The 18,687-nt window shown below is 70.7% G+C and carries 19 protein-coding genes; 12 read left to right on the top strand and 7 right to left on the bottom strand.

Translation table 11 applies throughout. The annotated features are described in order from the left end of the window. Positions 1–56: 56 nt before the first annotated feature. The 5 genes from I8N67_RS16530 (at position 57) to I8N67_RS16510 (ending at position 5,354) form a co-directional block, all read left to right on the top strand. Complete coding sequence (locus I8N67_RS16530; RefSeq protein WP_200303866.1) at positions 57–995, top strand: coiled-coil domain-containing protein; 939 nt, start codon at positions 57–59, stop codon at positions 993–995. A gap of 357 nt (positions 996–1,352) precedes the next feature. Then, a complete protein-coding gene (locus tag I8N67_RS16525) occupies positions 1,353–2,315 on the top strand; it encodes an ABC transporter ATP-binding protein (RefSeq protein ID WP_200303865.1) in 963 nt (320 codons plus the stop codon). Positions 2,316–2,317: 2 nt separating this feature from the next. After that, a complete protein-coding gene (locus I8N67_RS16520; protein ID WP_200303864.1) occupies positions 2,318–3,088 on the top strand; it encodes an ABC transporter permease in 771 nt (256 codons plus the stop codon). A gap of 170 nt (positions 3,089–3,258) precedes the next feature. Then, positions 3,259–4,491 carry an ABC transporter ATP-binding protein gene (locus I8N67_RS16515; RefSeq protein WP_200303863.1) on the top strand — a complete coding sequence of 411 codons (1,233 nt, stop codon included), beginning with the start codon at positions 3,259–3,261 and terminating at the stop codon, positions 4,489–4,491. Then, positions 4,488–5,354: an ABC transporter permease subunit gene (locus I8N67_RS16510; RefSeq protein ID WP_200303862.1), complete on the top strand. Its 867-nt coding sequence runs from the start codon at positions 4,488–4,490 to the stop codon at positions 5,352–5,354. Before I8N67_RS16515 ends, I8N67_RS16510 begins: the two co-directional genes overlap by 4 nt. A 74-nt stretch (positions 5,355–5,428) precedes the next feature. Here the strand turns inward: I8N67_RS16510 and I8N67_RS16505 are convergent, their stop codons facing one another. Continuing rightward, positions 5,429–5,770 carry an Rv1322 family protein gene (locus I8N67_RS16505; protein WP_200303861.1) on the bottom strand — a complete coding sequence of 114 codons (342 nt, stop codon included), beginning with the start codon at positions 5,768–5,770 and terminating at the stop codon, positions 5,429–5,431. 220 nt (positions 5,771–5,990) lie between these two features. Here I8N67_RS16505 and I8N67_RS16500 point away from each other — a divergent pair, with 220 nt between their 5' ends. Next, the gene (locus tag I8N67_RS16500) at positions 5,991–7,019 is read left to right on the top strand and encodes an LLM class flavin-dependent oxidoreductase (protein WP_200303860.1); all 1,029 of its coding nucleotides are present in this window, start codon (positions 5,991–5,993) and stop codon (positions 7,017–7,019) included. A gap of 167 nt (positions 7,020–7,186) precedes the next feature. Here the strand turns inward: I8N67_RS16500 and I8N67_RS16495 are convergent, their stop codons facing one another. Continuing rightward, complete coding sequence (locus I8N67_RS16495; RefSeq protein WP_005480204.1) at positions 7,187–7,579, bottom strand: SCO5389 family protein; 393 nt, start codon at positions 7,577–7,579, stop codon at positions 7,187–7,189. Positions 7,580–7,941: 362 nt separating this feature from the next. Between I8N67_RS16495 and nucS the strand changes: the two genes are divergently transcribed. Next, a complete protein-coding gene (gene nucS / locus I8N67_RS16490) occupies positions 7,942–8,613 on the top strand; it encodes an endonuclease NucS (protein ID WP_200303859.1) in 672 nt (223 codons plus the stop codon). 62 nt (positions 8,614–8,675) lie between these two features. On the opposite strand, the gene I8N67_RS16485 is transcribed toward nucS, so the two are convergent. The 4 genes from I8N67_RS16485 to I8N67_RS16470 all read right to left on the bottom strand — a co-directional run bounded on the left by I8N67_RS16485 (position 8,676) and on the right by I8N67_RS16470 (position 13,676). Beyond that, positions 8,676–11,204 (bottom strand): ATP-binding protein, encoded by a 2,529-nt coding sequence (locus I8N67_RS16485; RefSeq protein WP_200303858.1) that lies wholly within the window; start codon positions 11,202–11,204, stop codon positions 8,676–8,678. 331 nt (positions 11,205–11,535) lie between these two features. Further along, positions 11,536–11,859 (bottom strand): STAS domain-containing protein, encoded by a 324-nt coding sequence (locus tag I8N67_RS16480; protein WP_005480213.1) that lies wholly within the window; start codon positions 11,857–11,859, stop codon positions 11,536–11,538. A gap of 197 nt (positions 11,860–12,056) precedes the next feature. Then, entirely contained in the window at positions 12,057–12,905 is an 849-nt protein-coding gene (locus I8N67_RS16475) for a 3-hydroxyacyl-CoA dehydrogenase family protein (RefSeq protein ID WP_200303857.1), read from the bottom strand. A gap of 129 nt (positions 12,906–13,034) precedes the next feature. Next, positions 13,035–13,676 carry a TetR/AcrR family transcriptional regulator gene (locus tag I8N67_RS16470; RefSeq protein ID WP_200303856.1) on the bottom strand — a complete coding sequence of 214 codons (642 nt, stop codon included), beginning with the start codon at positions 13,674–13,676 and terminating at the stop codon, positions 13,035–13,037. 89 nt (positions 13,677–13,765) lie between these two features. Here I8N67_RS16470 and I8N67_RS16465 point away from each other — a divergent pair, with 89 nt between their 5' ends. From I8N67_RS16465 to I8N67_RS16455, 3 genes are read left to right on the top strand one after another with little or no spacing between them, the layout of a single operon-like run. Further along, complete coding sequence (locus I8N67_RS16465; protein WP_200303855.1) at positions 13,766–14,548, top strand: ABC transporter ATP-binding protein; 783 nt, start codon at positions 13,766–13,768, stop codon at positions 14,546–14,548. Between the two features lie 8 nt (positions 14,549–14,556). Further along, positions 14,557–15,306 (top strand): ABC transporter permease, encoded by a 750-nt coding sequence (locus I8N67_RS16460; RefSeq protein WP_200303854.1) that lies wholly within the window; start codon positions 14,557–14,559, stop codon positions 15,304–15,306. 13 nt (positions 15,307–15,319) lie between these two features. Continuing rightward, the gene (locus I8N67_RS16455; protein WP_200303853.1) at positions 15,320–15,892 is read left to right on the top strand and encodes a cob(I)yrinic acid a,c-diamide adenosyltransferase; all 573 of its coding nucleotides are present in this window, start codon (positions 15,320–15,322) and stop codon (positions 15,890–15,892) included. 171 nt (positions 15,893–16,063) lie between these two features. Here the strand turns inward: I8N67_RS16455 and I8N67_RS16450 are convergent, their stop codons facing one another. Continuing rightward, positions 16,064–16,645 carry a hypothetical protein gene (locus I8N67_RS16450; RefSeq protein ID WP_200303852.1) on the bottom strand — a complete coding sequence of 194 codons (582 nt, stop codon included), beginning with the start codon at positions 16,643–16,645 and terminating at the stop codon, positions 16,064–16,066. Positions 16,646–16,798: 153 nt separating this feature from the next. On the opposite strand from I8N67_RS16450, the gene I8N67_RS16445 reads away from it, so the two are divergent. Beyond that, positions 16,799–17,986, top strand: a complete 1,188-nt coding sequence (locus I8N67_RS16445; protein WP_200303851.1) for a sensor histidine kinase — start codon at positions 16,799–16,801, stop codon at positions 17,984–17,986. Further along, entirely contained in the window at positions 17,983–18,624 is a 642-nt protein-coding gene (locus tag I8N67_RS16440; protein WP_200303850.1) for a response regulator, read from the top strand. Before I8N67_RS16445 ends, I8N67_RS16440 begins: the two co-directional genes overlap by 4 nt. The last annotated feature ends 63 nt before the right edge of the window (positions 18,625–18,687 follow it).

The following is an 18,687-nucleotide window of genomic DNA, read 5'->3' as shown; positions in this document are numbered from 1 at the left end:
CTTCGCCCCCTAGGATTCCACCTATCACCTCACCGGTCTCATTCGACAGGAACCCCATGAGCGACACTTCCCCCTACGGCTTCGAGCTTGTGCGGCGTGGATACGACCGCGCTCAGGTGGACGAACGTATCTCCAAGCTCGTCTCCGACCGTGACTCCGCTCTCGCTCGCATCACCGCCCTGGAGAAGCGCATCGAGGAGCTCCACCTCGAAACGCAGAACGCCCAGGCCGCGGTCACCGACGCGGAGCCGTCCTACGCCGGTCTCGGCGCGCGCGTCGAGAAGATCCTCCGCCTCGCCGAGGAGGAGGCGAAGGATCTGCGCGAGGAGGCCCGCCGCGCCGCCGAGCAGCACCGCGAGCTCGCCGAGTCGGCGGCCCAGCAGGTGCGCAACGACGCCGAGTCCTTCTCGGCGGAGCGCAAGGCCAAGGCCGAGGACGAGGGCGTCCGGATCGTCGAGAAGGCCAAGAGCGACGCTTCGCAGCTGCGTGCCGAGGCGCAGAAGGACGCGCAGTCCAAGCGCGAGGAGGCGGACGCCCTCTTCGAGGAGACCCGCGCCAAGGCCGCGCAGGCCGCCGCCGACTTCGAGACGAACCTCGCCAAGCGCCGCGAGCAGTCCGAGCGCGACCTGGCGTCGCGTCAGCAGAAGGCAGAGAAGCGTCTCGCGGAGATCGAGCACCGCGCGGAGCAGCTCCGCCTGGAGGCCGAGAAGCTGCGCACCGACGCCGAGCGCCGCGCCCGCCAGACGGTGGAGACCGCACAGCGTCAGGCCGAGGACATCGTCGCGGACGCGAACGCCAAGGCGGACCGGATCCGTTCGGAATCCGAGCGGGAGCTCGCGGCCCTCACCAACCGCCGCGACTCGATCAACGCGCAGCTCACGAACGTGCGCGAGATGCTGGCGACGCTCACCGGTGCGGCTGTGGCCGCCGCGGGGACGCCGGTGGCGGACGACGAGCCGATCTCGCGCGGGGTGCCGGCGCAGCAGTCCCGGTAACACGATCGCCTGACGGCAGCAGCCGGAAGAGGCACCTGGGCCCGCATCCCCTCGGGGGTGCGGGCCTTCGGTGTCCGTGCGGCGCCCAAGCGGCTGGGGGCGCGCCTTGTATCGCGGCTGCCCGGCCGTACTTGGCTGGACGCGCAGTTCCCCGCGCCCCTGAACGGGGGCGGCCCCTCGTCCCCGGTCGCCCAGGCCCGGCGTCGGCGCCGGGCCGCCCAGTAGCGCGGGGTTGTGCCTCGTGTCGCGGCTGCCGGCCGTACGGGGCTGGTCGCTCAGTTCCGCGGGCCTCTTGCGGGGCGGGGGTTGGGCGGTACTCCGGTGGCAGGCGTCCAGGGGGCGTTTTAGCGTGGCCGCATGATCGAGCTCGATGGGCTGACCAAACGGTACGGGGAGAAAGTCGCGGTCAATAATCTGACGTTCGCTGTGCGGCCCGGCATCGTCACGGGGTTCCTCGGGCCGAACGGGGCCGGGAAGTCGACGACGATGCGGATGATTCTCGGGCTCGACCGGCCGACGGCCGGGGACGTGCGGATCGACGGGACGCACTACGACGGCCTCAGGGACCCGCTCACGTACATCGGCGCGCTGCTCGACGCCAAGGCCGTCCACGGTGGCCGGAACGCGTTCAATCATCTGCTCTGTCTCGCGCAGAGCAACGGGATCCCGCGGGCCCGGGTCGACGAGGTGCTGGACACGGTCGGGCTGACGTCGGTGGCGCGGAAGAAGGCGAAGGGGTTCTCGCTGGGGATGGGGCAGCGGCTGGGGATCGCGGGGGCGCTGCTCGGCGATCCGCGCATCCTGATGTTCGACGAGCCGGTCAACGGCCTCGACCCCGAGGGCATCCACTGGATCCGCAACCTGATGAAGTCCCTCGCGGCCCAGGGGCGGACCGTGTTCGTGTCGTCGCACCTGATGAGCGAGATGGCGCTGACCGCCGACCACCTGGTCGTGATCGGACAGGGGCGGCTGCTCGCCGACACCTCGATGGCGGACTTCATCCAGCAGAACTCGCGGTCGTACGTACGGATCCGTACGCCGCAGCGGGAGCGGCTGCTCGATGTGCTGCGCGGGGCCGGGGTGGTGGCCGTGGAGACGGGCGGCGGGACGCTGGAGGTGGACGGGGGCAAGCCGGAGCACATCGGGGAGCTGGCGGCGCGGCATCAGATCGTGCTGCACGAGCTGAGCCCCCAGCAGGCCTCGCTGGAGGAGGCGTTCATGCGGCTGACAGCCGAGTCGGTGGAGTACCACGCGCACGACACCGCCCCGCCGGGCGCCCCCGTACAGGACTGGGGCGGCGACTGGAAGCGGGAGGGCTGAGCATGGCCGCCACCCAGGTCGTCCGGTCGGAGTGGACCAAGATCCGGTCGGTGGCGTCCACGGTGTGGACGCTGTCGCTGGCCGTGGTCGTCACGATCGCCCTCGGCGTGCTGATCTCGCTGTTGTCGAAGCACGAGTTCGACAACCTCGGCGCCGAGGACAAGCTGTCCTTCGACCCGACCTTCATCAGCTTCGCGGGAATGACCCTCGGGCAGCTGGCGATGATCGTGTTCGGCGTGCTGGTGGTGTCGAACGAGTACAGCACCGGCATGATCCGCACCTCGCTGGCCGCCGTGCCGCAGCGGGGCACCTTCCTCTTCAGCAAGATCGCGGTGGCCACCGGGCTCGCCTTCGTGGTGGGGCTCGCGACGAGCTTCGTGACGTTCTTCCTGGGACAGGCGATGCTCGGCGAGCACCGGGCCGAGCTCGGCGATCCGGGCGTCCTGCGCGCGGTCTTCGGCGGCGGGCTCTACATGACCCTCATCGCCGTGTTCTCGATGGGCGTCGCGGCGATGCTGCGCAGTCCGATGCTGTCGCTCGGCATCCTGATGCCGTTCTTCTTCCTGATCTCCAACATCCTGGGCAACGTCGGCGCCACCGAGAAGATCGGCCGGTATCTGCCCGACCAGGCCGGCAGCAAGATCATGCAGGTGGTCACCCCGGTCGACGACGACACGCCGTACGGGCCGTGGGGCGGCCTCGGGATCATGGCACTGTGGACGGTCGCGGCGCTGGCCGGCGGCTATCTGCTGCTGAAAAAACGTGACGCGTGATCAGGGGACTGACCAGGCGATACGTACATGCCAAGCGACTCTCCTGTGACCTGCGTGGTTTTACTTCTCCTTGGCCGGAACCGTCAATGCCCGGATAAGCTCCTAATCCTTAACGGGGGCGGGTGCCCCGACGTCCTGAGACGTCCTGAACCGTTCGATGGGTGCGGAGCATGATCGAGGCAGTCGGCCTGACGAAGCGCTATGGCGCCAAGACGGCCGTATACAACCTTTCCTTCCAGGTGCGGCCGGGGGCCGTCACCGGCTTCCTCGGGCCCAACGGCTCGGGCAAGTCGACGACGATGCGCATGATCCTCGGCCTGGACAATCCCAGCTCCGGGCAGGTGACGATCGGCGGCTACCCGTACCGGAAACTGCCGAACGCGGCCCGGCAGGTCGGTGCCCTCCTCGACGCCAAGGCGGTGCACGGCGGCCGGCACGCCCGCAGCCACCTGCTGTCCCTGGCGCAGCTCTCCGGCATCCCGGCCCGCCGGGTCGACGAGGTGCTGGGCGTGGTGGGCCTCCAGGACGTGGCGAAGAAGCGCTCCAAGGGCTTCTCGCTCGGCATGGGCCAGCGGCTCGGTATCGCCGCCGCCCTGCTCGGCGACCCGCAGGTGCTGCTCTTCGACGAGCCGGTCAACGGCCTCGACCCCGAGGGCATCCTCTGGGTCCGCAACCTGATGAAGGCGCTCGCCGCCGAGGGCCGCACGGTCTTCGTCTCCTCGCACCTGATGAGCGAGATGGCGCTGACCGCCGACCACCTGATCGTGATCGGGCGCGGACAGCTGCTCTCCGACATGAGCGTGAAGGACTTCATCTCGGCGAACTCCGCGGACTTCGCGCGGGTGCGGACGCCGGACACCGAGCCTCAGCAGCGCGAGAAGCTGACGGCCTCGCTGACCGAGGCGGGCGGCCAGGTGCTGCCCGAGCAGGACGGCGCGCTGCGCGTCACCGGTCTGCCGCTCCCCCGCATCAGCGACCTCGCGCACGACTCCGACGTACGGCTGTGGGAGCTGTCGCCGCACCAGGCCTCGCTGGAGGAGGCGTACATGCGGATGACGCAGGGTGCCGTCGACTACCGCTCGACGATCGACCCGAAGGCCGGTCTCCAGCAGCCCCTGCCGCCCGGCGCGCAGCCGCCGATGCCGGTGCCGGGACAGGGCCAGGCGGGCTGGTACGCCCCGCCCGCGCCGCAGCACGGCGGCCCGCCGTACGCGCCCCCGCAGGGTCAGCCGATGCCGCAGGGCCAGCCGCCCGCCGGCCCGTACGGGGCTCCGGCGCCCGGCGCCCCGGCGCCCGGTCAGCCGCAGCCGAACCCGTACGCCCAGGCCGCGCCCCAGGCCCCCGCGCAGCCGTCCGCCGCGCCCGCCGCCGACCTGACCAAGAAGTCCGAGGACGCCCGATGAGCACGCCCCAGCCGCCCCTCACCCAACAGCCGCCCGCCCCCAACTGGCAGGGCGCGCCGGGCACTTCGTACACCTCGCCGATCCCGGTGGTGCGCACGCACCTCGGGCACGCGATCAGCTCCGAGTGGACGAAGATCAAGTCGGTCCGCTCGACGATCTGGACGCTGGGCGTCTACATCGTCCTGCTGATCGGCCTCGGCCTGCTCTTCGCCCTCATCGCCGCCTCCACGGACATGAGCCTGGAGGGCGAATCCCCGCTGAGTCTCGGTCTGTTCGGACTGATGCTCGGCAGCGTCTGCCTCATCACGCTCGGCGTGCTGAGCACCGCGTCCGAGTACGGCACCGGCATGATCCGGACCACGATGACCGCGTGCCCGAGCCGCGGCCGGGTACTCGCGGCGAAGTCGATCGTGTACTTCGGCCTCGCGTTCACAGTCACCCTGGTGACCACGGCGTTCGTCGGCTTCGCCCAGGTGGCGATCCTGGAGGGCAACGGGGCCGCGAATCCCACCGGTGAGGAGTGGTTCAAGGCCACGGTCGGCGTGAGCCTCTTCCTCTCGCTGTTCGGGCTGCTGTCGCTGCTCATGGGCTCGCTGATCCGGCACTCCGCGGGCGCGATCACCATCATGCTCGGGGTGTTCCTCGCACCGCTGGTCATCGCGATCTTCATGTTCTCGGAGTCGCTGCGGAACGTGCAGGAGTTCCTGCTCAATTACTCGATCCCGAGCCAGCTCGGCGTCTTCTACAACGCGGAACTCGGTTCCTCCGGCCCGTCCGGCTGGGACCCGCTGTGGATCATGCTGGCGCTGACGGGGGCCGCATTCGTCGGCGCGTACGCCCTGCTGGAGCAGCGGGACGTGTAGGACGACGTGCGACCGAACCCCGGACCTGGAGTCCGGGGTCCGGGTCCGGGGTCCGGAAACCGGAGTCCGGATGGTCAGAACTTCGGCGCGTTACGGGACCGTTGCACCCGCGTGGTGCGGCGGTCCTTCGCGTTCCAGCACGCCTTGTGCCAGTGGCGGCGTTCGTCGACGCCCGAGTGCTCGGGCCAGGCGACGACGTGCGGCACGCCCGAGGGGATCATCTGATCGCAGCCGGGGCAGCGGTAGGTCTTGCCCACCGCGCTCGCGCCCGCCACATGGCGCACGCTCCACTCCTCGCCCTGCCAGGGCTCGCTGGACTGCCAGCCGCCGTAACGGCCCGAGCGGTCCTCGTCGGCGCTGCGGCCTGACGAACCCGACGGACCATCGCCCTTGGGGCGGTTGCGACGCGGGGACACGGGACACCTCACGGGACTGGACGGGGCAAGGGTGGAGTCCAGCCTACGCGGGCCCGGTGGGGGTATGCGTACGTCACCAAACCCCGCAGATCGCCCCCCTGTCCGCGCATTCTGCAGACAATCCGCAAATCTCGCTGCCAGGCCGTGTCTTCGGCACGTGTCACCCGGTTATGCCGGGTGGGGGAGCTCCCGAGCCGGAGCCGAGGAAGCAGGAAGAGCGATGCGCGTAGGAACATTTGTACTGGGAGCCCAGTTCCCCGGCCAGGGCCAGGGGGAGGCGCTCCACCGGGCGGTCCGGACGGCGGAAGTGGCCGAGGAGGCCGGGCTGGACGCGGTCTGGCTGGCCGAGCACCATTTCGTGCCGTACGGCACCTGCCCGTCGGCGATCACCCTCGCCGCGTTACTGCTGGGGCGCACCCGGCGGATCCGCGTGGGCACGGCGGTCAGCGTGCTGCCCACCGTCCATCCCGTGGCCCTGGGCGAGCAGGCCGCCCTGCTGCACGTCACCTCCGGCGGACGCTTCTCGCTCGGCGTCGGACGCGGCGGCCCCTGGGTGGACCTGGAGGTGTTCGGCGCCGGACTTCAGGCGTACGAGGAGGGGTTCCCGGAATCACTCGATCTGCTGGTGCGGTGGCTGCGCGAGCCCTCGGTGTCGGCTTCGGGGGAACGATTCAGCTTTCGTGAGGTCTCCGTCGTACCGCGGCCCTCGGAGGATCTGGACGAGACACCCGGGCCCGAGATCGTCGTCGCCTGCACCTCGCCGTCGAGCGTCCGGCTGGCCGCCGAGCGCGGGCTGTCGATGCTCCTCGGCATGCACATCGGGGACGAGGAGAAGGCCGAGATGGTCGCGATGTGGCGCAAGTGCGCCCGGGCGGCGGGCCGTTCGTCGAAGGAGATCGCCGGCGCGGCCCATGTCTCGGCCGGTGTCTGCCAGATCGCGGACCGGCGCACCGACGCCGTGGAGGCGCTCACCAAGGCGATGCCGGGCTGGCTGAAGCAGGGCCTCGACGCCCATGTGACCGTCGACGGCCGCACCCGGCCCATGCGGGACCCGCTGGCCTACACCGAACTGCTCTGCGGGCTGCACCCCGTGGGGACCCCGCGGCTGTGCGCCGACCGGCTCGCGGCGACCGGCGAACGGACCGGCATCTCCCGCTTCGCGCTGCTCGTGGAGGGCTCCGGAGACCTGGCGGCGACGGAGGAGAACGTACGGCGACTCGGTGCCGAGGTGCTCCCCCACCTCGGCTGAGCCACGCCACGTCCTGCCGGTCCTGCCCGGACTTTGAACCTTGCCCGGACTGACCGGCCTTGCTGTGCCGGGGCCGGTCCGACGGCCGTACCCGGCGGGGAGCTTGCCGCCCCGGTTACTGATGCACCTCCCGCGGTTGGAGCGGCAAGCCGTACCGCGTCATGGCCTCAGCAGTCCCGGAGTTCCGGGGACTGGTTGAGGAGCTGGCCGCGGATCGAGGTGAAGCGGGCCAGCCTGTCGTCCACGGACGGATCCAGCGGGAACACCGCCACCCGGTGGCAGTTCTGGAAGGCCAGCCGGACACCGAAGTGCCGCTGCAGCGCGCCGCGAATCGCGTCGCTGGCGAGCGCGCGCAGCAGTTGTCCGCGCGCCTGCTCGTCCGGCGGGGGCGTCTGGTTGTCGGCGAACTCTCCGCCGTCGACCTTCAGCTGGGCCACCAGGGAGCTGATCATCTCCCACGCGTAGGGCAGGGAGGTCCGGACGCAGTCGACGAAGGCGGCTTCGTCGACCTCGCCTCGCTCGGCCTGTTCGAGTAGGGCCGGTGAGACGTCGAGCGACATGGGTTCTCCTCTCGCACCCCCACAACAACGGGGGTTGACGGACAAGGTCGGAGCTCGCATCGCCGAACACGCAGAGTGCACGGTTCGCGACCTCACGTTTCTACGGTAAGCAACCGAACGTGACCGCACCAGGAGATTGCGCGCACCGACAGGGCGCGGGACGCACACAATCAGCCAATGCCGAACAGGAGTTGACAGCGGCACATGCCGGGGGACGGCTGAGGCCCACGTACGGGGCGAAAGAGGGTGACGGAGGGCGACAGTCACCGGCCGGGGCCGCCGGGACAGTCGAACCGTCTGCGGCCGGATGTTCCGGCAGCCGAATCGCGCGGACCCGTCGCCGTCGAGTAGCGTTGCCGACCATGCGTCTCGTCATTGCCCGCTGCTCCGTGGACTACGCGGGCCGGCTCACCGCCCACCTCCCCTCGGCCTCCCGTCTGATCCTGGTGAAGGCGGACGGCAGCGTCTCCATCCACGCGGACGACCGGGCCTACAAGCCCCTCAACTGGATGTCGCCGCCCTGCACCCTGAAGGAGGGCTCCGGTGACGAGGAGGGCGTCTGGACCGTCATCAACAAGGCGGGCGAGAAGCTCATCATCACGATGGAGGAGGTCCTCCACGACTCCTCGCACGAATTGGGCGTCGACCCCGGCCTGATCAAGGACGGCGTGGAGGCACACCTCCAGGAGCTCCTCGCCGACCGCATCGACACCCTCGGCGACGGCTACACCCTCATCCGCCGCGAGTACATGACGGCCATCGGCCCGGTCGACATCCTGTGCCGGGACGGCGACGGCGCGACGGTCGCCGTCGAGATCAAGCGGCGTGGTGAGATCGACGGCGTGGAGCAGCTCACCCGCTATCTGGAGCTGTTGAACCGCGACCCGCACCTCGCGCCGGTCCGCGGCATCTTCGCCGCCCAGGAGATCAAGCCCCAGGCCCGCGTCCTCGCCACCGACCGCGGCATCGGCTGCGCGGTCCTCGACTACAACGCCCTGCGCGGCATCGAGGACGACAAGCTGCGGCTGTTCTGAGTCAATTCAAGAAAAGGGCCGGGTCCGCGGAACGGACCCGGCCTTTTCGTACGTACGGGACTTCAGGCGACGGTTTCGCCGGGGGTGTCGGCGCTGGTCTGCGGGGCGCTCGGCGGGGCGGCGGAGGCACTGGAGGCGGGAGCACTCATGGTGTTGGTGTCCTCAGGCGGAGTCGGGTCCTCCGTCTGCGGCTCGGACTCGGTCGGGGTCGGATTCGCCGACTCCGACTCCGATTCCGACTCGGATGGGGTCGGCGACTCGGGCTCGGACTCGGAAGGGCTCGGCTTGTTCGACTTCGAGGGGGACGGGGACGACGACTTCGTCGGCGACTCCGTCCCCCTCGGATCGTCCGAAGGCCCCGCGCTGTCCGTCGGCGTCGGGTCGTCCGAGGTGCCGTACGTGCCGTCGGGGCCCGGGTCGGTCGGGTCGGGGACCGTGCCCGGTTCCTCGTTGTCGTCGTCGTTCTTGGCACGGTCCGCGCTGAGCCCGTCGTCGTCGACGCCCTCGCTGGCGGACGGGTTGACGCCGACGCGCTCGGCGGGCGTGTCGCCGTTCCGGTCGGAGGTCGCGCCGAGGGTCACCACGGTGCCGAAGACGGCGGCGAGCAGCGCGCCCGCCCCTACGGCCACCAGATTGCGGCGGGCGCCGCCGAGGATGCCTTTGAGGCCGCCGGCCTTGTGCGCGGGTGAGCCGATGCCGGGCAGGTGCGTGACGAGCGTCGTGTCGTTGGTGGACAGCGGCGGCCCGACGGCCCCGGTCGCGCCGAAGCCGGCCGGGGTGTAGCCGGAGGGCACACCGCCGGGCGGTGACGCCGACTCCTCGTGCCGGGCGTCCGGCACTTCCTCCCCCGCGGCCGTACGCCCGCCGGGCGGGGTCGCCCCGGAGCGATCGGCGACGAGGGCGAGCGCGCGGCGGCCGGCGACCGCGCCGCGCTTGTCGGCGAGGGCGCCGCGCAGCCCGATGGACGCCTCCAGCTCGGCCCGGGACCGGTCGAGCTGCCCGGAGCAGAGCGCGAGGATGCCCAGCTCATGGTGGAAGTAGGCCTGTTCGCCGGTCTCGGCGGCCAGGCGGGCCGCCTCCGCGCCGGACCTGAGCGCGCGCTCCCAGGCGCTCCAGCGCAGCCCCGCGGCGAACGCGGGCGCCGCCTGCCGGGCCAGCCGCACCGCGGCGCTCTCCTCGTCCTCCCCGGGCGGGACGGTGCCGGGCACCAGCGCGCTCAGGGCGGCCAGCAGGGCGTCCGCCTCGACCGCGACCCGCTCGGGGGTGACCGAGGGGTGCCCGGCCCACCAGGCGTAGTGCTGGGCGGCGGTGCGGGCGCGTGCCTCGACGTCGTCGGCGTAACCGGCGGCCTCCAGCTGGGTCCGTACCCCGGCGGCGAGCCGGTAGCGCGCGCCGGCAGGTGTCGCCAGTGCGCAGCCGACGAGTTCGCCGAGAGCCGCGTCGGCGTGGGTGTCGCCCACCAGTGCGGGCAGATGCGCCTGGTGCGGGACCTCACCGCCGAGGGCGACCGCGAACCGCAGGGTCTCGCGCGCCGACGCGCTCAGCCGGGACGCGAGCAGCGCGGCGGGCGCGGCCCCCTCGGCGAGCGACGGCAGGGATGTCTCATCGCCGTCCGCGGCGGCCTCGAAGGACGCGTCGACGGACGGCGACTCCTGGAAGACCCCGAACTCGTCGACGGCGTCCGCACCGGCCCGCCGCCGGTCCCGCTGCCTGAGCAGCGCCCCGGCCTGGGTGAACCGCAGCGGCAGCCCCTCGGACTCGAACCAGAGGTCACCGGCCCAGTTCGACTCCTCCTCGGTGAGCGCCCGACCGACGGCACGCTCCAGCAGCGCCAGGCTGCCCGCCCGGTCGAAGCCGCCGAGCACGACCTCTTCGAGGGGCGCGTCGGCGGACGGCAGGGGTACGTCGGGGGTGGCGCCGATCAGGAAGGCGCACTCGGGGGTCGCGTCGAGCAGTTCGTCGAGCGCGGCCCCGCCGAATTCCAGGTCGTCCAGGACGACCACGGCGCCGATGTCCCGCACGAGGTCGAGCAGCTGCCGTTGGCCGGGCCGGAACAGCGGTGTGCTGTACACGGCTGCGAACAGTTCGTAGAGCAGGTCGTCGACCGTCCGCCGGAAACCGCTCAGGCGTACGACGCCGTCGGGCGCCAGGTCCGCGCAGTCCTCGGCGACCACGTCGAGCAGGGTGGTGCGGCCCGAGCCGGGGGCACCGCTGAGGCGGACGGAGCGGCCGCGCGCGAGGAGGCGTACGAGCCGGGCTCTCTCCTCGTCGCGGTGGAGCAGCGGCAGTCGGGGCAGGGTGGGCCCCGGGGGCACCGGCGGGCGGGCGGCGCGGTCGATCTCGGCGCGCTCGGCGGCCAGGTGTTTTCCGGGCCGACCAGGCAGTTCGCCCGGTGGGCAGTTCTCTATCTCGCTGCCGTCGACGGGATTGACGGTGAGCAGGAAGTCGCCCGAGACGAGCTGGACGGTGCGGGCGAGCGCCGGAGCGTGCTGGGCGAAGTCCTGCGTCAGCGGATCACGTGGTGGACGTCTGCTCTGCGCCTGTCCGTCGTCATGGCCGTACTCTTCGGGTCCCCGGTTTGTCGGGTCCATAGGTCCTAGCCCCCCAAAAGCGTCTCGTGTGCTGGAGCCCCTCCCGGCCTTGCCGCACACCGCGCTGTCGCTTCTGGTCCGGAACCCGCCCGAATCGAGGGTTTGCTGGCAGCGGGCAGCCGAACCCTAAACCTTCGCACAGTATCTCCGACAGTCCGGGGTACCGCGCCGTCCGAGACGTCACAGTCTCGTGAGGATTGCGTGGGTGCGCTCCGCTTGAGGCGCCACTGAGAGACTGCGGGTGATTCGTGGCTGATCGCGCGGTTCCCCGCGCCCCTGACGGGGCACGGGCGGCACCCACCGGGTGATACGAACGAACCCGCACGTCCGTTCACACTCTGGGCAACGACTCCAGTCCGATTCCGCCCTCGATCGCGAGAATGCGGTGCAGTCGTGTGGCGACGAGCAGCCGCTGCATCTGCGGTGGCACCTCGCGCAGCACCAGCCGCCGTCCGCACCGTCCCGCCCGCCGGTGGGCTCCCATGATCACCCCGAGTCCGGTGGCGTCCCAGGAGTCCAGCTCTGACAGGTCGAGCACCAGGTCGCCGGCTCCGTCGTCGACGGCCGAGTGCAGGACCGTACGGGCGTCCGCCGCGCTGCGTACGTCGAGGCGGCCCCCGACGACCAGCTCGGCGTGGTCGCCCCTGATGTACATAAGCGCTCCCCGTGAGTGCGTCTCGTACTCCGTGATGTGGGTGATGCAACCTCTGACGGCGTTTGACACCTTCAGGTTGCCGTCTGTGAGCGAACCGATACCGAATTCACCTCAAGGGGTGAGGCCCGAGAGGCTCATGCGTTCACATGCGTGGGAAGTGCCGCCCGTGACGCGCGACCGGCGTCCGTGCGGGTGGATCAGTAGGTGTAGAAGCCCTGCCCGCTCTTGCGTCCGATGTCACCGGCGTCCACCATCCGGCGCATCAGCTCCGGCGGGGCGAACTTCTCGTCCTGGGACTCCGTGTAGATGTTGCTCGTGGCGTGCAGCAGGATGTCGACGCCCGTCAGGTCGGCCGTGGCCAGCGGTCCCATCGCATGGCCGAAGCCCAGCTTGCAGGCGAGGTCGATGTCCTCGGCGGTGGCGACGCCCGACTCGTACAGCTTCGCGGCCTCGACGACGAGGGCGGAGATGAGACGGGTGGTCACGAAGCCGGCGACGTCCCGGTTGACGACGATGCAGGTCTTGCCGACCGACTCGGCGAACTCCCGCGCGGTGGCGAGCGTCTCGTCACTCGTCTTGTAGCCGCGCACCAGCTCGCACAGCCGCATCATCGGCACCGGCGAGAAGAAGTGCACGCCGACCACTCGCCCGGGCCGCTCGGTGGCCGCCGCGATCTTGGTGATCGGGATGGCCGAGGTGTTCGAGGCGAGCACCGCGTCCTCGCGTACGACCTTGTCGAGCGCCCTGAAGATCTCGTGCTTCACTTCGAGCTTCTCGAACACGGCCTCGACGACGATGTCCGCGTCGGCCACCGCGTCGAGGTCGGTGGTGGCGGTGATCCGCCCCAGCGCCGCCTCGGCGTCCCCGGCCGCCAACTTCCCCTTGCTCACGAACTTGTCGTACGACGCCGTGATGCCGCCGATGCCACGGTCCAGCGCCTCGTCGGTGACGTCGCGCAGGACGACGTCCCAGCCCGCCTGCGCGGACACCTGGGCGATACCGGACCCCATGAGCCCGGCTCCGATGACGGCGAGCTTCCGTGCCACTGTGCGACTCCCCTGGTACGCGCTGTCGATGACTGACCTCTCGGCCGGACACTAGCGCTCGTGAGGCCCTGTGTGACCGCTTAGTAACGCGAGTCACGTCTCAACTGACGGACGTCACACCGGCGGCACTCATCCGGAGAGTCGTACGGCGTAGTTGAGCACCTTCTCGCTCAACAGGCCCTCCATGTCGTCCAGGAGCAGAAGCACCTCTCGGGACACTTCGTCCGGATTGCGCCCGGCGAGCATCTCGCGCGAGATGACGGCCATCACCGTCTGGTGCACCCAGTTGATCTGACCGGCGATCAGGGTGGGCAGGGAGTCGCCGGCGGCGGCGCCGGTCTCCTCGCGGAGGGCCGCCTCCAGGTTGTCCTGGATCTCCTGCTGGATGCTCCACAGCCGGGAACGCAGGGCGGGTGACTCGTGGATGACCGCCATGAAACGGTCGTAGCCCTCCATGAGACCGACGTGCGGCGACACCGCTTCGACCTCGGTGCGCAGTTCGCGCAGTACGGCGGCGACGGCCGACTCGCCCCGGTCGCGGGCGCGCACCCAGCGGGCGAGCCGTTCGACGACGCCCGCGCTGCGGTCGAAGAAGAGGTCTTCCTTGGAGGGGAAGTAGTTGTAGACGGTGTTCACGGAGACGTCGGCCGCGTCGGCCACCTCCGCGATGGTGACGGTCACGAAGCCGTGCTCCAGGAACAGCCCGGTGGCGATGTCCGAGATCCGCTGCCTCGTCTCACGCTTCTTGCGCTCCCTGAGCCCCTCTGCCATGGCCACATCGTAGGTCGGCCGGCCAATGACTGGAGCAACTGAAAGTTTGGTGTGATTGCAAAATTTCAGTGACTCTGTTTTTCTGGGTCATGCCCATCATCAGTACGGCCGGTCTGGCCCGTACCTTCCAGACGAAGCGCGGCCCCGTCGAGGCCGTGCGCGGAATCGACCTCACCGTCCGCCCCGGCGAGATCGTCGGGTTCCTCGGCCCGAACGGCGCCGGGAAGACGACCACCCTGCGGATGCTCACGACCCTGCTGCCCCCCACCGGCGGCGCGGCCACGGTCGCGGGCCACGACCTGGCCACCGACCCCGCCGGGGTCCGCCGGGTCAGCGGCTATGTGGCGCAGTCGGGCGGGGTGGACCCGCAGATCACCGTGCGGGAGGAGCTGATCACCCAGGGACGGCTCTACCGCCTGACGAAGAGCCAGGCTGTGGAGCGCGCCGAGGAGTTGGCCCGCGACCTGGACCTGACCGAGCTGCTGGACCGTAAGTGCGCCGCGCTCTCCGGCGGTCAGCGGCGGCGCCTCGACATCGCGATGGCGCTCACCCACCGTCCAATGGTGCTGTTCCTGGACGAGCCGACCACCGGGCTCGACCCCGCCAGCCGCGCCGACCTGTGGAAGCTGGTCCGGCGACTGCGCGACGAGCACGGCACCACGATCTTCCTGACGACGCATTACCTCGACGAGGCGGACGCCCTCGCCGACCGGATCGTCGTCGTCGACCAGGGCCTGGTCGTGGCGGACGGCACGCCGAGCGCGCTCAAGCTGAAGTACGGCGGCTCGATCGACGCCACGCTCCAGGACACCTTCCTCGCCATCACCGGGCGCGGGCCCTCCCCCGCCGACACCACCCCCGTAGCCGTCTAGGGCCCCTGATGCTTCTTCACGACACCGCGCTGATTTTCGGGCGCTACGCCCGCCAGACCCTGCGCTCCCGTTTCGCGATGCTGTTCGGCGTGCTGATGCCGCTGCTGTACCTGCTCTTCTTCGGGCCGCTGCTCACCGGCGTTCCGCTCGACTCGCGGGGCAGTTCCTGGCAGGTGCTGGTGCCGGGCCTGCTGCTCCAATTGAGCCTGTTCGGGGCCTCGTTCGCCGGATTCATGATCATCCTTGAGAAGCAGACGGGCGTGGTCGAACGGATGCGGGTCACCCCCGTCAGCCGGCTGGCGCTGCTGCTGGGCCGGGTGCTGCGCGACGCGGCGGTCTTCGTCTTCCAAGCGGTGCTGCTGGTCCTCGCCGCCCTGATCATGGGGTTGCGCGCACCACTCGCCGGCATCCTGATCGGCTTCGTCTTCGTGGCCCTGCTGACGGTCTCGCTCGCCTCCCTGTCGTACGCGCTCGCCATGAAGGCCCGCTCGCAGCACGAGTTCGGCCCCGCGATCAACGCCCTGACAATGCCGTCGATGCTCCTGTCGGGCCTGATGCTGCCGATGTCACTGGCTCCCGGCTGGCTCGACGTCCTGTCCCACTTCGTACCGTTCCGCTATCTGGTGGACGTCATGCGGGACGCGTACGTCGGGTCGTACGCCACGCCGTCCATGCTGTACGGCGTCCTGGCCGCCGTCGGCCTCACGACGCTCGCCGTGACGGTGGGCACACGTGTCTTCCGGACGGCCGGGGCGTAACTACGCTGGTCACATGGTCAATCTGACGCGCATCTACACCAGGACCGGCGACACGGGCACCACCAACCTCGGGGACATGAGCCGGGTGCCCAAGACCGATCCGCGGATCTCGGCGTACGCGGACGCCAACGAGGCCAACGCGGTGATCGGGACGGCGGTCGCGCTGGGCGGGCTGGCGGAGGAGGTCGTGAAGGTCCTCGTCCGGGTGCAGAACGATCTGTTCGACGTCGGCGCCGACCTGTCCACGCCCGTCGTCGAGAACCCGGAGTTCCCGCCCCTGAGAGTCGAGCAGTTCTACATCGACAAGCTGGAGGCGGACTGCGACCACTTCAACGAGCAGCTGGAGAAGCTCCGCTCCTTCATCCTGCCGGGCGGTACACCGGGCGCGGCCCTACTGCACCAGGCCTGCACGGTCGTGCGACGGGCCGAGCGGTCGACCTGGGCGGCCCTGGAGGCCCACGGCGAGGAGATGAACCCCCTGACGGCCACCTACCTCAACCGCCTCTCCGACCTCCTGTTCATCCTCGCGAGGACGGCGAACAAGGAGGTCGGGGACGTGCTGTGGGTGCCGGGCGGAGAACGCTGAGCACGTTGCGACTCCCGGCGCCCCAACGTTCTCAGGGGCGCCGGGAGCCGCAACGCTTTTAGGGGCGCCGGGAACTGCAACGCTTCAGGGGCGCCGGGAACTGCAACGTTTTTAGGGGCTCGCGGGGAACTGCGCGACCAGCCACATACGACCCGCGGCCTCGAACCGGCGCTAACGCACCCCGGCCCGCTCCCGCTCCCGCTCCGGGTCCTTCCCACTCCCCGGCGCCCTCTTCGGCCAGATGAGGTAGGCCAACGCCACCAGCCCGTGAATGCCCGCGGCCCGAAGCGCCGCCCACTGGAACGACCGCAGCGAATCGACATCCCCGCCATCACCGACGTACCAGACGGCCCCCTGAAGCAGCACCAGCGCGACACCGGCGGCCACCACGGTACGCAGCCAGAGGCCACCTTCGTGCCGGGCCCGAGCCATGCCGTACTTCGGTGGAGCCGCCGGCCTGGGCCCGCCGGCCAGCCGATGCGCCGCGTGGCCGTCCAGCCAGCGGATCATGTAGTGGCCGTACCCCACGGTGAACCCGATGTAGAGCGCCGCCAGGCCGTGCTCCCAGCTCGGCTCGGCGCCGTTCCTCAGGTCGATCGCGGTCACGACGAACAGCACCAGCTCCAGCACGGGCTCACACAGCAGCAGCACCACACTGGTCCGGCGCCGCTTCAGCAGATAGCGGACGGCCAGGGCCAGCGCCAGCAGCACCCAGAAGCCGACCTCACAGGCGATGATCAAGGCGACGATCACGACTCGCTCCTCTCGGTCACCCTTCCAGGCTCCCGGCGGGCTCAGCGGTATTCGTCGTCGGCGGTGACGAAGTCGCGGTACCTCGAAAGATGCAGTCCAGGACCGTCTCCTGGCATCAGGCGCCGAGCGCCCGGCCCGTGTTGGATGTAAGGCATGGCCGTACGACCGCCCCGCCCGCACCGCTTCGACATGTACGCAGCCCTCGCCGGGCTGCTCGGTGGGCTGCTGCTGTGGGGTCTCGGCCTCGGCACGCGCCCGGCCGACGAGGAGATCGTGCTGCTCGACGGCCCCTGGTGGGTGCTGCTGCCGCTCATCGTGACCGCCGGCTGCGAGACGCTACGCCGCACCCTGCCGCGCACGGCCCTGCTGATCGGGTGGGCCGCGCTGACCGTGGACACCATCACCCAGGGCAACCTGCTCACCGTCCTGATGTTCACGGACCTGGTGTACGCGGCCGTACTGTACGGCCCGCCCGCCACGGCCCGCCGGGTGCCCTGGATCGCCGGGCTGGCCACGGTGGCCTTCACGGTGGTCCCCCTCGCAACCTTCCGGGAGCCGGAAGCCCTGCTGATCGGTGTGGTCGTCGGCCTGGTCACCTTCACACCCGCCGCCACCGGCTGGATCGTCCGCAACCACCGCGACGCCGCCGAGGCCGCCCGGCTGCGCGCCGAACAGACCACGCTGCTCGCGGAGATGGACCGCACCCAGGCCGTGGTGTCCGAACGGGCGCGCATGGCACGGGAGTTGCACGACATGGTCGCCAACCACCTCTCGGCGATCGCGATCCACTCCACGGCCGCGCTCTCCCTGGACGACCCGGAGACCTCCCGGCAGGCCCTCGGGGTGGTCCGGGAGAACAGCGTCGAGGGGCTCGCGGAGATGCGACGGCTGATCGGCATCCTGCGCGACGAGAGCGGTGACACCGAGCCCGCCGCCGCCCCCACGCTCGACGGCCTCGGGGCCCTCGTCGAGGGCGCCCGCACCAACGGGCTCGACATCGCGTTCGACGCCGACCATGACGACACCCTCCCCGCGCCCGTCGAACTCGCGGCCTACCGCATCGTCCAGGAGTCCCTGACCAACGCGCTGAAACACGCGGGTCCCGGCCGCGTCACGGTGCTCCTCCAGCAGACGGACGGCTCCCTCGACATCGCCGTGACCAGCCAGTACGGCGACCGCGACGGCCCGAGGGCGCCCGGCTCCGGCGCCGGTCTGATCGGCATGCGGGAGCGGGTCGCCCTGCTCGGCGGCACCTTCGGGGCCGCCCCTGAGAGCTCCTCGCACGGCAAGATCTGGAGCGTCCGCGCGACCCTCCCCCTCACCGAAGGAGAATCCGCATGATCCGCGTGGTCGTCGCCGAGGACCAGTCCGCCGTTCGGGCCGGGCTGGTGCTCATCCTGGGCAGCGCGCCGGACATCGAGGTCGTCGGGGAGGCGGCGGACGGCGAGCGGGCGGTGGCGCTCGCCCGGGAGCTGCGGCCCGATCTGGTGCTGATGGACATTCAGATGCCGCGGCTGGACGGGGTGTCCGCGACCCGCCAGGTCGTTGCCGAGGGCCTCGCCGACGTGCTCGTGCTCACCACGTTCGACCTCGACGAGTACGTCTTCGGGGCGCTGCGGGCCGGGGCCGCCGGGTTCCTGCTGAAGAACACGGAGGCGAAGGACCTCATCGCGGCCGTACGGGCGGTGGGGCGCGGCGAGGGTCTGATCGCCCCGGCCGTCACCCGGCGCCTGATCGCCGAGTTCGCCGCCAAGCCCGTACGCGAGCCCACGGCCGACCGGGCCGTCCTCGACCGCCTGACCCGGCGCGAGCGGGAAGTCCTCTCCCGCCTCGGCGAAGGGCTCTCGAACGCGGAGATCGCGGCCCGGCTCGACATGGCCGAGGCGACGGTGAAGACCCACGTCAGCAGGCTCCTGGGGAAGCTGGAGCTGCGCAGCCGGGTCCAAGCGGCCGTACTGGCCCAGGAGTTGGGCGTCTGACCTCACCGGGGGCAGCCGGCATGAGCGCACTGGTCCAGACCCATTGACCTCTGGTCCAGACCT

Origin of the sequence: Streptomyces adelaidensis (genome assembly GCF_016598475.1) — a bacterium.
Taxonomy (GTDB): Bacteria; Actinomycetota; Actinomycetes; order Streptomycetales; family Streptomycetaceae; genus Streptomyces; species Streptomyces adelaidensis.
The sequence above is the reverse complement of the archived record's forward strand: the minus strand, read 5'-3'. Positions and strand labels throughout refer to the sequence as shown.

What these genes read in the sequence shown, in the direction of transcription:
- nucS (WP_200303859.1), top strand. Translation starts at nt 7,942, where the DNA reads ATGCGTCTCGTCATTGCCCGCTGCTCCGTGGACTACGCGGGCCGGCTC.
- I8N67_RS16520 (WP_200303864.1), top strand. Translation starts at nt 2,318, where the DNA reads ATGGCCGCCACCCAGGTCGTCCGGTCGGAGTGGACCAAGATCCGGTCG.
- I8N67_RS16525 (WP_200303865.1), top strand. Translation starts at nt 1,353, where the DNA reads ATGATCGAGCTCGATGGGCTGACCAAACGGTACGGGGAGAAAGTCGCG.
- I8N67_RS16470 (WP_200303856.1), bottom strand. Translation starts at nt 13,676, where the DNA reads ATGGCAGAGGGGCTCAGGGAGCGCAAGAAGCGTGAGACGAGGCAGCGG.
- I8N67_RS16445 (WP_200303851.1), top strand. Translation starts at nt 16,799, where the DNA reads ATGGCCGTACGACCGCCCCGCCCGCACCGCTTCGACATGTACGCAGCC.
- I8N67_RS16460 (WP_200303854.1), top strand. Translation starts at nt 14,557, where the DNA reads ATGCTTCTTCACGACACCGCGCTGATTTTCGGGCGCTACGCCCGCCAG.
- I8N67_RS16465 (WP_200303855.1), top strand. Translation starts at nt 13,766, where the DNA reads ATGCCCATCATCAGTACGGCCGGTCTGGCCCGTACCTTCCAGACGAAG.
- I8N67_RS16515 (WP_200303863.1), top strand. Translation starts at nt 3,259, where the DNA reads ATGATCGAGGCAGTCGGCCTGACGAAGCGCTATGGCGCCAAGACGGCC.
- I8N67_RS16510 (WP_200303862.1), top strand. Translation starts at nt 4,488, where the DNA reads ATGAGCACGCCCCAGCCGCCCCTCACCCAACAGCCGCCCGCCCCCAAC.
- I8N67_RS16485 (WP_200303858.1), bottom strand. Translation starts at nt 11,204, where the DNA reads ATGGACCCGACAAACCGGGGACCCGAAGAGTACGGCCATGACGACGGA.
- I8N67_RS16495 (WP_005480204.1), bottom strand. Translation starts at nt 7,579, where the DNA reads ATGTCGCTCGACGTCTCACCGGCCCTACTCGAACAGGCCGAGCGAGGC.
- I8N67_RS16500 (WP_200303860.1), top strand. Translation starts at nt 5,991, where the DNA reads ATGCGCGTAGGAACATTTGTACTGGGAGCCCAGTTCCCCGGCCAGGGC.
- I8N67_RS16480 (WP_005480213.1), bottom strand. Translation starts at nt 11,859, where the DNA reads ATGTACATCAGGGGCGACCACGCCGAGCTGGTCGTCGGGGGCCGCCTC.
- I8N67_RS16440 (WP_200303850.1), top strand. Translation starts at nt 17,983, where the DNA reads ATGATCCGCGTGGTCGTCGCCGAGGACCAGTCCGCCGTTCGGGCCGGG.
- I8N67_RS16530 (WP_200303866.1), top strand. Translation starts at nt 57, where the DNA reads ATGAGCGACACTTCCCCCTACGGCTTCGAGCTTGTGCGGCGTGGATAC.
- I8N67_RS16455 (WP_200303853.1), top strand. Translation starts at nt 15,320, where the DNA reads ATGGTCAATCTGACGCGCATCTACACCAGGACCGGCGACACGGGCACC.